This window comes from Desulfobacterales bacterium, assembly GCA_021647905.1.
Lineage (GTDB): Bacteria > Desulfobacterota > Desulfobulbia > Desulfobulbales > BM004 > JAKITW01.
The window spans coordinates 22,198-37,395 of sequence record JAKITW010000019.1 but is presented as its reverse complement, the minus strand read 5'-3'; the positions used below and the strand labels follow the sequence as shown (position 1 = coordinate 37,395).

Sequence of the window (15,198 nt, the reverse complement as noted above, 5' to 3'; positions counted from 1 at the left end):
GATTCGGAAGCCATAAGCATATCCTGCCGAAGTTGTTTCAAATTCCGCTTTTGCCGTCACGGCCGCGGCTCAGGGTCCGCTACACCGTTCGCTATAAGAAAACCCCTTTCCCGGTCCAACCTCAAACGTACGGGGTTTACCGAAACCTTACGATGAGACGGACCTGACTTATGTTGTAACTTATTGATTTAACTTTGTGACCTTTGCGCTCTCCGCGGTGCGACCAGACTTTTCGAAGTCTCGCTTGGTTCGCTTCCCGCAGGACCATCAGGGGTCGATCTCCTTCAGTTCATAAAGCAGGGCCAGGGCCTCCAGCGGGGTCAGGTTGTCCGGCCGGATCTCCCGGAGCCGTTGCCGGAGCGGATCCTCGACCGGGGCGAACAGGGAGAGCTGGTTGGGACCGCTCTTTTTCCGTTCCCCGCCCACCCCTTTGCCGGCCGCGATCCGCGGCTCACCTTCCCGGGTAAACTCGCCTTTTTCGATGTTTTTGAGGATCTCACCGGCCCGGTTCACCACCCGGGACGGGACCCCGGCCAGGCCGGCGACCTGGATGCCGTAGCTGCGGTTGGTGCCCCCTTTCATCAACTTGTGGAGAAAGATAATGGAATCATTCCACTCCCGCACGGCAATATTATAATTTTTTACCCGTTTCATGGTCAATGCCAGCTCGGTGAGTTCGTGATAATGGGTGGCAAACATGGTCTTGACCCCCTTGCCGTTCTTTTCCACCAGGTCCTCGGCCACGGCCCAGGCAATGGAAAGTCCGTCAAAGGTGCTGGTGCCCCGGCCGATCTCGTCCAGGATCACCAGGCTCTTGTCGGTGGCGTTATTAAGGATATTGGCGGTCTCGTTCATCTCCACCATAAAGGTGGACTGCCCGCGGCGCAGGTCGTCCATGGCCCCTACCCGGGTGAAGATCCGGTCCACCACCCCGATCAGCGCATGATCAGCCGGTACAAAACCGCCCATCTGGGCCATCAGCACGATCAGGGCGGTCTGGCGCAGCACCGTGGACTTGCCGGCCATATTCGGTCCGGTGATAATCAGCAGTTCCTCGCTCTCTTGATCCAGGTGGACGTCGTTGGGCACGAACCGACCGGCGGGCAGGGCCTGCTCGATCACCGGATGCCTCCCCTCGCGGATGGTGATTGCCTCGCCGTCATTGACCTCGGGACGGACGTAACGACAACCGGCCGCAACCTCGGCCAGGCAGAGAAAGTAGTCCAGCCGGGCGATTCGGGCGCCGGTCGCCAGAACCCGGCCGCTCTCCCGGGCCACCTGGCGGCGAATCCCGGTAAACAGCCGGTATTCAAGCTCCAGTTGCTTCTCCTGGGCGCCCATCACCTTGTTCTCAAACTCCTTGAGTTCCGGGGTGATGTACCGCTCGCCGTTGGCCAGGGTCTGCTTGCGGATGAAATAGTCCGGCACCTTGTCCAACTGGCCGCGGCTCACCTCGAGATAGTAGCCAAACACCCGGTTGAACCCCACCTTGAGCTTGTTTATCCCGGACCGCTCCCGCTCCCGGGCCTCCAGGTCGAGGATCATCTGCCGGCCGTGCCGGAGAACGGCCAGCAGTTCATCCAGCTCATCATCAAACCCCTGCCGGATCAGCTTGCCCTCGCGCAGGGTGATCCCGGCGTCTTCGCGGATGCCCTTATCCAGCAGGGAGTGAATATCGCCAAGCAGGTCCGGTTCAGCGCCGATCTCCCCCAGCAGACCGGTATCAATGCCGGCCAGCAACTCCCGCACCCGGGGCAGCCGGGCCAGGGAGAGCTTCAAGGCGGTCAGGTCCCGGGCATTGGCGCTGCCCAGCACCACCCGGCTGTTCAGCCGCTCCAGATCATACATCTCGGCAAGCACCCCGCGCAGCTCCCGGCAAAGCGTGGCATCGGTTACCAGCCGTTGCACCGCGTCCAGCCGCAGGTTGATCCGGGCCGGGTCGCGGAGCGGGAACAGGAGCCGCCGCCGCAGCAGCCGGGCGCCCATGGGGGTGCGGGTATGATCCAGGGCCGCCAGCAGGGTACCCTCCCGCTTGCCCCCGACCAGGGTCTGGACCAGTTCCAGGTTGCGCCGGGAAGAGTCGTCCACCAGGAGTACGTCTTTAAAATCAAGCGGGGTCAGCTTTTCGATATGGTTGAGTTCAACCTTCTGGGTCTCATTAAGGTACTGGAGCAGGGCCCCGGCCGCGCTGATTCCCAGGGGCAGGTGTTCACAGCCGAATCCAGCCAGGTTGACCGTCCGGAAATGGGCCAGCAGCGTCTCCCGGGCGGTTTCCGGATAATAGCTGTGACTTGGCCGCGGGGTGATACAGATCCCGGGCAGCAGCGGCTCCAGGGCCTTGGTCAGATCATTGTTTTCCTCTTCAGCCCCATCGTTGAGCAGCAGTTCGGCCGGGCCGAGGCGGGTCAGTTCGTCCAGGAGTTCCTCCTGGTCGGTGCATTGGCTGATCAGAAACTCGCCGGTGGAGATGTCCAGCAGGCTTAAACCGTAACGGCCCGTATCCCCGGACCCGGTCGCGGTTGCCCGTTTTTTTTCATTCACCGCCACCGCGGCCAGGTAGCGGTTGCTCTTGTCATCCAGGAGCTGCTCCTCAATGGTTACTCCCGGGGACACCACCCGGACCACCTCCCTTTTGACGATCTTCTTGCCCTTGACCTGGCGCGGGTCCTCCATCTGTTCGCAGATCGCCACCCGGAAACCGCCCTTGACCAGCTTGGCCAGGTAGGAGGAGGCCGCGTGATAGGGCACCCCGCACATGGGGATCTTGTTGGCGTCGCCTTTATTGCTGCGCGAGGTAAGGGTAATGCCCAGGGCCCGGGAAGCGGTCACTGCGTCGTCAAAAAACATCTCATAAAAATCGCCCATCCGGTAGAAGAGCAATGCGTCTTCGTGGCGGCTCTTGATCTCCATATACTGCTGGAGCATGGGGGTGATCTTGAGGGAATCAGTGGCTGTCATTGTTTATTGGTTCCTGGTTCCTGGTGCCTGGTGCTTGGTGCTTGGTTTTCCGTCCTCTGTCCTCTGTCCTCTGTCCTCTGTCTTCCGTCTTCTGTCCTCTGTCTTCCGTCTTCCGTTAGTACCGGACCCGGACCCGATAGGTAAGGGTCGCCTCGCCCTTGGCCGGCACCGGAACCTGCCAGGCCGCCTGAAAGGCCGACTCCCTGGTGTGGGCATGACTCTCAGAGAGTATTGTCCAATCGCCGGGCAGGGATTCCAGCACCTTGACAACCACGGCCTCTTTTTTGGCGTTCTTGAGCTTGATTGCATAGGCACTCTCAAGAACATGGTCATAGCGAGTAAAACCGGCAAGTTTCCTGAACTCGGTCTGTTTCCGCTCCGCGGTCAGGTCAAAGGCATCACCCAGCTTAAGCCGCACCGTCTCGTTCTCCGGGGTGTGATCGATACGGTCCTCGCCCACGAACTGGATATGGCCCTGGCCGTCCTCTTTGTATACCCGCACAATCCCCTTGGGCAGGGGCAGGCCGAGATTATCGGCCCGGCGGTTGCGGAATTGGAGATATACCCCGACCTTGAGTTTGGAATCGCTGTCAGGTACGCGATTCTGGTAATAGTACTCCTGGCCCTGGAGCAGGTACTCCTTGTCACAGACCACGCCGCCGGCCTGGAGCAGGGCGACCTGCTTGGTCTGGTTCTCGCGGATGGTGGTCGGGTGCGGCAGGGTATAGAGATGATACTCGAACAGGCTTTCCTCGGCCATTGCCGGCGCGGCCGCGGCCGCGGCCTTGTCGAGCATCATGATCTCGTAACGGGACATCTCCTCCGGCCGCACCTGGTTCACATCGCCGGCCATCAACTGCAGCCGGGCATTGGGAAACGAGGTGCCGCTGGTATTGGTAAGCGTGACCCAGCCGTTGATGTCGAGCCGGGTCTCATCCCGGGCCAGGGCGGCCACGTAATCGGCCTGCCAGCCGAGGCCGCCGGTAAGATAGCTCAGCTCAACGGTCTGCTCGGCCCCGGTCCGGGAGTCCACTGTCATCACCAGGGTGGGCCGGTCCCGGAGGTTGTCCGGCACGTCCGGAAAAACCAGCCGTCCCGGAATCCCGGTCTCGATATGCTCGCCGATCCTGAGCACCACCCCGTTATTGGCGCTCAACACCCGGGCCCGGCGCATTGTTTCTTCACCAGTGGTGGGATTGGTCCGCACCAGGGTCACCTCGCGGCCCACATACTTTTCGAGCAGCTTCTGCGGGGTCAGGAGATCAAAATCAAAGTTCTGTTCCCGCACGGTCAGGGCGGATGGATGACTGATACTCCGCATCAGGGCCGTTTCCGGCCGCAGTTGACCGCTCACCTCGCGGAAGGCCAGGCTGCTTGTTCCCTGCGGCAGGACAAGCTGCCGCACATCCTTGATCAGGGCCAGGTTGTCGTTGTAAATGGTCACGCTCACCCCGGTCTGGTCCGCCAGGGTACTCACCAGCTCCCGGTCCTGGGACCGGCCGTCAACCGGCTGAAACAGAGCGACCAGAAACACCAACAATACCCCTGCCATTGATAACCGTCTCATCGTCCATCTCCTTGTCAGAATCTTTTGTCCTTAAGCCTTGCGCCTTGCGCCCATATTCTATACCCCACTGACAACGAAACTTCAAAAAAAGCTTGGACCAGGCCCTGAACCCGGGGTTGCCTCCTTGAAACAGTTGCTAAAATCCGCAAAGAAACAGTATAGTGAGCGCCCTGTTCACCATAATCCCGGGCCGGACCACGGGCCGCGCTTATATAATTGAAGGAGATATTTCACCATGTACACTGCATCTGATTTACGCAAGGGTTTAAAAATAGAGATCGACGGCGACCCCTACCTGGTCATCGATTTCCAATTTGCCAAGCCGGGCAAGGGACAGGCCCTGTACCGGACCAAGCTGCGCAATATGCTCAACGGCAACCAGTTCGAGCGCACCTTCCGTTCCAACGACAAATTCGACAAGCCGGACCTGGCCGAGCGGAACATGCAGTTCCTCTACTCCCAGGGCGACGAATTCCACTTCATGGATCTCGCCAATTACGAACAGCTGGCCATCAGCGCTGAACAGATGGGTGATAGCGTCAACTTCCTGATCGACAACATGGAGGTGCAGGTGCTGCTTTTCAACGAACGGCCGATCGGCGTCACCCTGCCCAACTTCGTCAACCTCACCGTGATCAGGGCCGATCCCTGGGTCAAGGGCGACACCTCGGGCAGCGACACCAAACCGGTAACCGTGGAGACCGGCCATGTCCTCCAGGTGCCGCCGTTCATTGAAGAGGGCGAAATGATTCAGATCGATACCCGGACCGGCTCCTATATGACCCGGGTAAAAAAATAGAAAAACACAGGGGGCCCGGGGAACTGCCCCTGGTGGACGGTTACAAAAAATAGACTGGACCGCTTCGGTCCTACCTGTTTCTCCGATGCTTACTTTTCAGACACTGCAGCGGCGGGCCGCCCTTATCCGGGCGATCCGCTGTTTTTTTCTTGACCGGGATTTCCTGGAGGTGGACACCCCGGCGCGGACCCCGGCCCCGGCGCCCGAGGCCTGCATCGAACCGATACCGGCCGGCTCCTGGTACCTGCAGACCTCGCCCGAACTTTACATGAAACAGCTGCTGGCCGGCGGCTGCCCGAGGATATTCCAGATCTGCGGATGCTTCCGCCAAGGCGAAAGGGGAGAGCGTCACCTTGAAGAGTTCACCATGCTGGAGTGGTACCGGAGTGAAAGCAGTTATCAGGACCTGATGGCTGACTGCGAATCTTTGTTAAATTTCCTGGCCCGGGAATGCGCTTCCTTTCCCGGGATAACGGGCCGGGGCTCGGCCCTGCTGGTCGGCGGCCAACGAATCGAGCTGAGCCCGCCCTGGGAACGGCTCACCGTGGCCCGGGCCTTTGCCCGATACACCACCTCCGCCCCGGTCGAGGCCCTGGCAAGCGACCGGTTCGATGAAATTCTCTGCCAGGAGATCGAACCCCGGCTGGGCCATGGCCGGCCCTGCCTGCTCCACGACTACCCGGCGGAACTCGGATCCCTGGCCCGGCTGAAATCGAGCGATCCAGGGGTTGCCGAACGGTTCGAGCTTTATATCAACGGATTGGAGTTGGCCAATGGGTTCTCCGAACTGACCGATCCCGGCGAACAACGACGCCGCTTTGAACTGGAGCGGGAAAAAATCAGGGCACAGGGCCGGGAACCCGGGCCCATGCCGGAACGATTTCTCGTTGCCTTGCAAGACATGCCCGAGTCCGCTGGCATCGCCCTGGGGGTGGACCGGCTGCTCATGCTCCTCTTAGACACCGGCCGGATCGATGATGTGGTTACCTTTGTGCCGGAGGAATTATAAAAATCCGAGTACTGAAAATATGATATCCGGGCCACGATCACTGCCCACGGGTAAACATTCAGTAAACCCCCTCCTATCGGGAAAGGGGTCTTCTTCTACCAACGGCCGCTCCATTGAGAAGGGCCGGCTGTTCATAAACAGGCTATCAAACAGGAACTCGCTTCGCCGCAACGGCGACTCGAAAGCCATAAGCATATCATGCGGAAGTTGTTTCAATTTCCGCTTTTGCCATCACGGCTGCGGCTCAGGGTCCGCTACACCGTTCGGTATAAGAAAACCCCTTTCCCGGTCCAATCTCAAACGTACGGGGTTTACCGAAACCTTACGCCCACGGTTTTTTCCAGCTTCCGTTCTTGGTTCTTGGTTCTTGGTTTACCGTCCACTGCGTGCCACGCCGAAGCCTTTTATCCGCCGTAGCCTTCAGGCGAAGGCGGATGGCGAAGGCGGGTCCACTGTCCTCTGTCATCTATCCTTTCATGATCCGGTCATAGAGAAGCGGCAGATCGTGTTCCAGGAACTGTTCGACCCGTTGCAGATTACGTTCATGCCCGATCCGGGCCTGCTTCCAGGGATGGCTGCGGACAAGTTCCTCCACCCGGTTGCGGATCCGCTGCCACAGGTCTTTTTTATAGGCGGTTTCCAGGGGGAGCAGGCAGTCGATATCCGCCAGCACCCTTTTCACATACCCGGGAAAAAGCCACCGGTGCAGGACAATCGACACCAGGCCCAGTACGAGAAAGACCCCGGTCAGGGGCCAGACCAGGTGGCTGGGGGCAAACTTGCCGGTCACCACCGCCTTGATCAAAAAAATATCCGGCACGCCGGTCAACATGCTCACCGCCATGTCGCCGAACAGGAAGGCCAGGAGCGAGGCAATGATCCCGGTCAGGGTGACCTGGCCCAGGCGGCGGGAAAACCCCTTTTTAAAGTTTGCCATGGCCTCCACCATCAGGGAAAACTCCCTGCCCCCCCGGTCCACCTCGTTGAGAATATGATTGAGGCGCATCTGCGGCGCTGTTTTCACCGCCTGCTTCAGCTTTTCCCGTTCAGCGGCCCATACCGAGACCCCGTGGTTCACTGCTGAACCGCCCTCGGCATAGGTCAGGTATATCCGGGGCTGGTCCTTGCGGCCGGTCATCTGGGACAGGTTCCAGCACAGGGTGCCGTAGGAATGGACCAGGTCGGCGATGTTATCGCACTCGTCGATCCGGTTGAGCACGTAGAGCACCCGGTCTTCACCGGCCGCCTCCGGCAGGGTGGAGCGGATCGCCCGGTAGGTCTCCTTGATCGTCCCGGCCTTGTGGGGATCGAACATCAATAGAATCACGTCGGCCAGGCGGGCCAGTTCGCGCACCACGCCGAGGTAGTCGTAGCCCCGGTCCTTTTCAGTAACCGAATCGAGCATTCCCGGGGTATCGATGATCGCCAGGTCCTTCAAGATCGGGGCATCGACCCGCTTGAGCCGCAGGTGGGCAAGCAGACTCTCGCCGTACTGCCGCAGCGAGGCAAATGGCAGTTGTTCATCATTGACCAAGGTGGAACCAGGCACCTCGGGCGACTCTTCCTGGTTGGGACCAAGTCCGGTGAGAATGGTGAAGCAGTCGTCCGTGGGCGCCTGGCCGGTGCGCTGGACCTGCTTGCCGAGCAGTTCATTGATCAGGGTGGACTTGCCGGAGGAGTAGTTGCCGATCACCAGCACCAGCGGCTGCCACTTGAGCGGGGTCATAAAGGTCTCCGCCTCCACCCCGTACTGCTTGAAAACAGGAGACATCTTCCGCCTGAGGATCTTGTCCACATCACGGATCACCGCTTCGGCGGTCTTGTTCCTGCCAAAAAAGAATTCTTTCAGATTCATTATCTCGTTATCCTCGTATTAAAGGGTACGGGTCAGGGGTCAGGGGTCAGGGGTCAGGGGTCAGGGGTCAAAAAAATATTATATTCCGGGCCATGATTACAGCCACATATTTTTTCACCGTCCACTGCGTGCCACGCCGAAGCCTTTTATCCGCCGTAGCCTTCAGGCGAAGGAGGATGGCGCAGGCGGGTCCTCTGCCCACCGTCCACTGTCCTCCGTCTTTTGGGCCCTAACTGTAAATCAGCCGCCGGTTCCGGGCTGAGGCGCGAAGCACCCCGACCTGCTCGTCAACGTAATCGATCACCCGGGGCTGTTTACCGGTAGCCGGCCGGAGAATCCGGCCGATCACCTGCTGCAGCCGGCCGGTAAACTTAATCGGCGTGGTCAGGAAGAGAGAGGTCAGGCCGGCAACGTCAAACCCCTCGCCCACCAGCTGCAGGGTGGAGACCAGAACCTGGACCCTGTTTCCCCTTACCGCCTCGACGATCCGGGCCCGCTCCTCGCCGGAGAGCCGGCCGGTCAACACCACTGCGTTAATCCCGCGCTCGACCAGCAGATCAGCCAGATACTGACAATGGGCCACCCGGTCACTGACCACCAGCGCCACCCCCTGGCCAGCGGCCACCTCCCGGGCCACGTCAGCGGCGATCTGTTGGTTGCGGGCCTCGTCCGCGGTCAGGGCGGTCATCAGGGCCTGGTAATCACCACGAAAGGAATAGCGGAACCCGGTGGGATGCTGGATGTACTCGGGCCGGAGCACGGCGCCCACCGCCTCCAGTTCCCGGGGATCGACCTGGTGGACCCGTTCGCCCATAAAGAGATAGATAAGGCGGGTCATCCCGTCCTCGCGGCGAAAGGCAGTGGCGGACAGCCCCAGGGAGTACTGACAGTCAAAGGCGGTGACCACCCCGGTGAACAGGCTGGCCGGCACCCGGTGACACTCATCGACGATGAGCTGGCCGAAACAGCCTGGCAGTTCATCAAGATGCTTGCGCACCGTGTTGACAATACCGATTGACACCGGCTGGACATCATAATGGCCGTCGCCGATCAGGCCGGGCTCGATATCAAGAAACTGCCGTACCCGGGCCTGCCATTGGTACAATAACTCCTTGTTGTGGAGCAGGATCAGGGTCGGCTGCCGCCGGGCCGCGATCACCGCCAGGGCCATCACCGTCTTGCCGGAACCAGTGCCGGCCACCAGCACCCCGAACTGACGCGCCATCACCGCCTTGACCGCCTCGTCCTGATAGGGCCGCAGTTGGCCCTGAAAACTGAACTCCACCTCGGGCAGCAGCCGCCGCTGGTCGACGATCCGCGGCCCCTGCCCGGTCAGGCGGCGGCAGAGGTCCACCACATGATTGGCAAAACCACGCGGGAACCGGATCCCCTCCTTTTCCAGTTCATAGAAATATAGTTTGCGCTTGAAATTTTTCCCCACCCAGCGGGCGTACTTCCTGGCATCCTTATACTTGGGGTTGTCAATGGTGAGCAGTTCCTTGAGCCGCTGAACCAGGGTGGCCGGGGCACCCAGCAAAAAACCGTCGGAACCGACCACCAGGACCGGTCGCGTCCGATCCCGGATCAGTGGCGCCCCATCGCCTCCTTCAGCTCGTCTCTCCATGCCCCGCCGGCCTGCCGTCAAAAGAATCGTTGTAATTTTTCCTTTTTTATTGCATAACTTATCAGGGTAAAGGTACCTGTTTCCGGTTATGATATCAACCTATTCCCCTGTCAATGCCCCTGGGAAAACAGCATCGCCCGGACACACCCCATGACGCTAGTACTCACGAACGGCACCCGGAGTCCGCGCTTGCCCGCACCACCCGTGACAACCCGCGGTCTTTCCCTTTATAACTCCGGTCTGGTACGCAACCCGTGAGAGTTACCCGATGACAGATCCATCCCAGACGTCCTGCCGCTCCAGCTACACGGTTCTGGCCGTTGTTGCCCCCGGTAAAACGCGTCTCTCCATCACCTCTCTTCTCGTCAGCCGGAACTTCTCTGTCCTTGAGGCTGAAAACAGCAGCCAATATGCCGGGATCATGGAAACGAACAAACCGGACCTGGTGCTCCTTGATCTGCAGCTTCCAGGTGCCGATCCCCTGGAGATGGTGCGGACCCTTACCCGCGACTCGTTGCAAACGCCGCTGCTCGTCCTGTCCGACCAGGAGCATATCGCCGACGCGCTCCAGGCCCTGCGTCTCGGGGCCTGGGACCTGGTTGCCAGATCCGTTGCTGATTCCCCGGCGCTCTTGCTCCATGCCATTGACAAGGCCAGGGAGCGGGCGGAGCTGCTTCGCCTCTCCCAACGGTATCAGGCCCGGCTTGACGAAGAGGAAAAGAAGCAGGGGAAGAAAAAGACCGGTCCGGACCTTGCGACAACGCCTGCTGACAACTCCGGGCCGGAAGAAAATACCGCTCCCCTTGACCACCATTTTCTCCAGACCATCATCGACGGGTTAATCGAGCCGGCCCAGTTGATCGATCTGAACAAAAAGGTGCTGATGATGAACCAGGCGGCCCGGGACCTTCTGTCCGCCGAACTCCTGGAGCAAGAGGAACTGTACTGTTATCAGACCGTTCCCCGTTTCAGCGCCTCCTGTTCCGAAAACATGCACCAGTGCCCCCTGGAGGATGTTAAAAAAACCGGCCGGCCGGTCACAATCGTCCAGACCCGGCCCGGTGACAATGGCGAGGAAAATGTCTGTGAGATCAAGGCCTCGCCCCTGTGGAATGAAGAGGGCACCCTGAGCGGGTGCCTTGAGATCTTCCGGAACCAGTCGGCCGACGAGACGGCCAGGACTGAACTGCGTAATGATGAATCGCGCCTCTACTACCTGTCCCAGCACGACCCGCTCACCAATCTTCCCAACCGGATGCTGTTTCAGGACCGGCTGCAGATGCTGATGGCCAAGGCCCAGCGCCACAAGAACCTGGTGGCGGTCCTGTTTCTCGACCTGGACCGATTCAAGAAGATCAACGAGACCCTGGGCCATGAGGCCGGCGACAAGGTACTGCGGGAGATCGCCGGCCGGCTGCAGGGCTGCCTGCGCCGGAGTGATACCGTGGCCCGGCTGAGCGGCGACGAGTTCGGCATAATTCTCGACGACATCAAGGACTCCAAGTATGTGACCGTGGTCACCCGCAACATCATGGCGGCCCTGGCCAAACCGTTTCTGATCGAAAAGTTCGAACTGGTTGTCTCCACCAGCATCGGCATCAGCCTCTATCCCGAGGACAGCGTTGACAGCGACGGGCTGATGCAGTGCGCTGACTCGGCCATGTTCCGGGCCAAGGAGTCCGGCCGCAACAATTACCAGTTCTACACCGCGGGCACCAATACCCGGGCCTTTGAATTCCTGCTGCTGGAGAACGGACTGCGCAAGGCCCTGGAGTTGGACGAACTGACCCTTTACTATCAGCCCCAGTTCGACACCGCGGCCAATCGCCTGATGGGCGCCGAGGCCCTGGTCCGCTGGCATCATCCGGAAAAGGGCCTGCTCGCCCCGGGAAACTTCATCCCGCTGGCCGAGGAGACCGGCCTGATCGAGCCCATCGGTGAATGGGTGATGCGCACGGCCTGCGCCCAGAACAAGGCCTGGCAGGAACAGGGCTTCCCGCCGATCACCATGGCGGTCAACGTCTCCGGCCGCCAGTTCCGGCAGCGGGATTTTTACGGGCTGGTGACCGATATCCTTGCCAGGTCCGGTCTTGACCCCCGGTTTCTCGAACTGGAACTCACCGAAAGCATCATTGTTCAGGATGTTGAGAAAAATATCCGCATCCTGAACAAAATCGCGGACATGGGCATCCAGATCGCCATTGACGATTTCGGCACCGGTTACTCCTCGCTCAGCTACCTGCGGCTCTTTCCCATCACCAGGCTCAAGATCGACCGCTCCTTTATCAAACAGATTCACACCAATCCCAACGATGCGGTGATCGTCTCCTCGATCATCGCCCTGGCCCGCAACATGAACCTCCATACCACGGCCGAGGGGGTTGAACTTGAGGCCCAGCTTGCCCTGCTCCACAAACAGGACTGCTTCAATATCCAGGGTTTCCTGTTCGGCAAACCGCTGCCGGCCCGGGAATTCGTCCGCTTCTTCGGCCAGGGCCAGCCCACACCCCGGATAGCCCGGTCAACCTAACCTGGACAAAAAAACACCTGCCATGCCGGACATCGTTCTCTTTATACTCTCCTTTGCTATTGCCGCCCTCACCTTTGCCCTCTTGGCCCGGCGGATGCGCAGCGACTGCATCCCCTGACTGCTGGCCTACGGCTCGATAGGTATCGGCCTCATCTCATTTATCCTGCTCAGGATGCTGCTCTCATAACCAACCCGAACTTACGCAAGATGAACGTTGACAATACCCATTACCGGACCATCTGGCCGGCTGAAGATAAAAAGACGATCCAGATCATCGATCAACGCCAGCTGCCGCATTGGTTCGTGATCAAGGACCTGGCCACGGTGGAAGATTTCGCGACCGCCATCCGCGAGATGCATGTCCGCGGCGCCGGGCTGATCGGCGCCACCGCCGGGTTCGGGATGTACATCGCCGCCCTGACCGCGCAACCGGATAATTTCGACCGGGATATCCGGGCCGCGGCCGACCGGCTGATCGCCACCCGGCCCACGGCCGCGAACCTGGCCTGGGCCGTGCAACGGCAACTGGCCGCCATGGCCGGGGCCGCCACAGTGGCGGACAAGATCAACACCGCCTTTGCCACTGCCTGCGCCATTGCCGACCAGGATGCGGAATTCTGCCGGAGAATCGGTGAGCACGGCTTGAAAATCATCGAGGAAATCAGTAGACGCAAGGACGGGACAGCGGTCAACATCCTCACCCACTGCAATGCCGGCTGGCTGGCCTTTGTGGATTACGGCTCAGCCACCGCGCCGATATATGCCGCGCATCAAGAGAAAATTCCGGTCCATGTCTGGGTTGACGAAACCAGGCCCTGGAACCAGGGCGCCCGGCTGACCGCCTGGGAACTGGGCCAGGAGGGGGTTCCCCATACCCTGATCGTTGACAACTGCGGCGGCCACCTGATGCAGCATGGTCTGGTCGATCTGGTGATCGTCGGCACCGACCGGACCACCCGCACCGGTGACGTGGCCAACAAGATCGGCACCTATCTCAAGGCCCTGGCGGCCATGGACTGCGGGGTCCCCTTTTATGTGGCCCTGCCCTCCTCCACCTTTGACTGGACCATCCGGCACGGCCTGACCGAGATTCCGATTGAGCAACGAAGCGGCGACGAGATAAGGTATGTCACCGGCCTGGGTCCGGACCGGACCCCGGCCACGGTGTTGATCAGTCCGCCGGATACCCGGACGGCCAACTACGGCTTTGATATCACCCCGGCCCGGCTGATCACCGGCCTGATCAGTGAACGGGGGGTGATGGCGGCCGATGAATCGTCGATCCTGGCCCTGTACCCCGAGTATCGTTAGGAGTTAGTGTCTGCCGGAGAGTTGCCTCCTCCGGCGTCCGGCCCCTGGTCCGGCTCCGCCTCATTGACCAGTTCCCCGGGCAGGGATTTGCGGGCCTTGACCCCGAGCCGTTCCAGGTCCCGGGCCCTCCTGATCAGGTTGCCCCGGCCGCTGACCAACCGCTTATGGGCCGTGTCATAGGCATCGCGGGCCTTGGCGATCTTGTGGCCCACATCCTCCAGGGCCTCGACAAAGCCGACGAACTTATCGTAGAGGTCACCGGCCTTTTTGGCGATCTCCAGGGCGTTGCGGTTCTGATACTCGTAGCGCCAGATATTCTGGATGGTGCGCAGGGTGGCGAGCAGGGTGGAGGGACAGACCAGAAGAATGTTTTTGCTTAAGGCGTCGTTGAACAGACCGGAGTCGCTGTCAACGGCCGCCAGAAAGGCGCCCTCAACGGGCAGGAACAGGAGGACAAAGTCCAGGGAGCGGATCCCGGCCAACCCGGTGTAGTTCTTGTCGCTCAACCCCTTGACATGGGCCCTGAGCGAGGCGATGTGCAGCTTGAGCTGCCGGGCCCGTTCCTCCTCCGTGGCCGCGGCGCAGAAACGTTCATAAGCAGTGAGCGAGACCTTGGAATCTATGACCACGTCCTTGCCCTCGGGCAGGTGCACCACCACGTCGGGCCGCAGTTGTTGCCCCTGCTCACCGGTAAAACCGGACTGGCTCTCATATTCCCGCCCCTTGCGCAGGCCGGACTCCTCAAGGACCCGCTCCAGGATCATCTCGCCCCAGGCCCCCTGGGTCTTGCTCTGGCCCTTCAGGGCATTGGTCAGGTTGACAGCGTCTTCGCTGATCCGCTGGTTCAGGGCCTTGAGGGTACCGATCTCGTGGAGCAGGGAAAGCCGCTCCTTGGACTCCTTGTCATAGACGTCCTCGACCCGTTTCTTGAACTCGGCCAGTTGTTCCCGCATCGGCCGGAGTACCCCGTCCAGGTTGACCCGGTTCTGCTCAGTGAACTTCTGCCCCTTTTCCTCAAAGATCTTCTGGGCCAGATTCTGAAATTCGATCTTCAACTGGTCCCGGGCCTCGGCGAGCAGAAGCAGTTTCTCCTCGGAACGCTTCTGTTCCTCAACCAGCCGGGTCTCAAGCCCGGAGAGCCTGGTCTTTAACCCGGTATTCTCATCCCGCAGGGCCCGGGCCGCCTTTTCCCGGTCATCAAGGGCCTGTTCCAGCTCCGCAATGCGGCCGCACTTCTCCTCGGCCGCGGCCCGCCGCTCGCCCTGTTCCCGGAACCGGGTCAGCAGACCATCCAGTTCTTCCCGGAGCAGACGGGCCGACTCCCGGGCCTCGGCCAGTTGCTGCTCCCGGTCCTGGAGCAACCGGGCCGTTGCGGTTCGTTCGCCCCGGACCTGCTCCTCAAAGAGCCGCCGCCGGCCCCGGAGGATAAACCAGGCAATGCCGAAGCCGCCCACCAGCCCGGCCAGGACAAAGAGAATATCAATTGTTTCGACCATCTGCTGCCGCACCTCCGAATCAATAGTAAATTCCTGGGTCCACCATAGC

10 protein-coding genes are annotated in these 15,198 nt (G+C 60.5%); 4 read left to right on the top strand and 6 right to left on the bottom strand.

The window, feature by feature from the left end; all coding sequences use genetic code 11:
* Positions 1-267 precede the first annotated feature (267 nt).
* Complete coding sequence (mutS, locus tag L3J03_04865) at positions 268-2,958, bottom strand: DNA mismatch repair protein MutS (protein ID MCF6290310.1); 2,691 nt, start codon at positions 2,956-2,958, stop codon at positions 268-270.
* 115 nt (positions 2,959-3,073) lie between these two features.
* Positions 3,074-4,525: a DUF4139 domain-containing protein gene (locus L3J03_04860; protein MCF6290309.1), complete on the bottom strand. Its 1,452-nt coding sequence runs from the start codon at positions 4,523-4,525 to the stop codon at positions 3,074-3,076.
* A gap of 235 nt (positions 4,526-4,760) precedes the next feature.
* On the opposite strand from L3J03_04860, the gene efp reads away from it, so the two are divergent.
* Entirely contained in the window at positions 4,761-5,324 is a 564-nt protein-coding gene (efp, locus tag L3J03_04855; GenBank protein ID MCF6290308.1) for an elongation factor P, read from the top strand.
* An 85-nt stretch (positions 5,325-5,409) separates the two neighbouring features.
* Entirely contained in the window at positions 5,410-6,333 is a 924-nt protein-coding gene (gene genX / locus L3J03_04850; GenBank protein MCF6290307.1) for an EF-P lysine aminoacylase GenX, read from the top strand.
* On the opposite strand, the gene L3J03_04845 is transcribed toward genX, so the two are convergent.
* From L3J03_04845 to L3J03_04835, 3 genes are all read right to left on the bottom strand, one after another.
* On the bottom strand, positions 6,328-6,522 hold the full coding sequence (locus L3J03_04845; GenBank protein ID MCF6290306.1) for a hypothetical protein: 195 nt from the start codon (positions 6,520-6,522) through the stop codon (positions 6,328-6,330). The two genes, genX and L3J03_04845, sit on opposite strands and share 6 nt — an antisense overlap.
* A 277-nt stretch (positions 6,523-6,799) precedes the next feature.
* Entirely contained in the window at positions 6,800-8,188 is a 1,389-nt protein-coding gene (locus tag L3J03_04840; protein ID MCF6290305.1) for a dynamin family protein, read from the bottom strand.
* Between the two features lie 229 nt (positions 8,189-8,417).
* The gene (locus tag L3J03_04835) at positions 8,418-9,812 is read right to left on the bottom strand and encodes a DEAD/DEAH box helicase (protein MCF6290304.1); all 1,395 of its coding nucleotides are present in this window, start codon (positions 9,810-9,812) and stop codon (positions 8,418-8,420) included.
* A gap of 268 nt (positions 9,813-10,080) precedes the next feature.
* Here L3J03_04835 and L3J03_04830 point away from each other — a divergent pair, with 268 nt between their 5' ends.
* Together L3J03_04830 and mtnA are read left to right on the top strand one after the other, a co-directional pair.
* Positions 10,081-12,342 carry an EAL domain-containing protein gene (locus tag L3J03_04830; protein MCF6290303.1) on the top strand — a complete coding sequence of 754 codons (2,262 nt, stop codon included), beginning with the start codon at positions 10,081-10,083 and terminating at the stop codon, positions 12,340-12,342.
* A gap of 207 nt (positions 12,343-12,549) precedes the next feature.
* Positions 12,550-13,653, top strand: coding sequence for an S-methyl-5-thioribose-1-phosphate isomerase (gene mtnA, locus L3J03_04825; GenBank protein ID MCF6290302.1), 1,104 nt, complete (start codon positions 12,550-12,552; stop codon positions 13,651-13,653).
* Here mtnA and rmuC read toward each other — a convergent pair.
* Positions 13,650-15,149 carry a DNA recombination protein RmuC gene (rmuC, locus tag L3J03_04820; GenBank protein MCF6290301.1) on the bottom strand — a complete coding sequence of 500 codons (1,500 nt, stop codon included), beginning with the start codon at positions 15,147-15,149 and terminating at the stop codon, positions 13,650-13,652. The genes mtnA and rmuC overlap by 4 nt on opposite strands.
* Between the last annotated feature and the right edge of the window lie 49 nt (positions 15,150-15,198).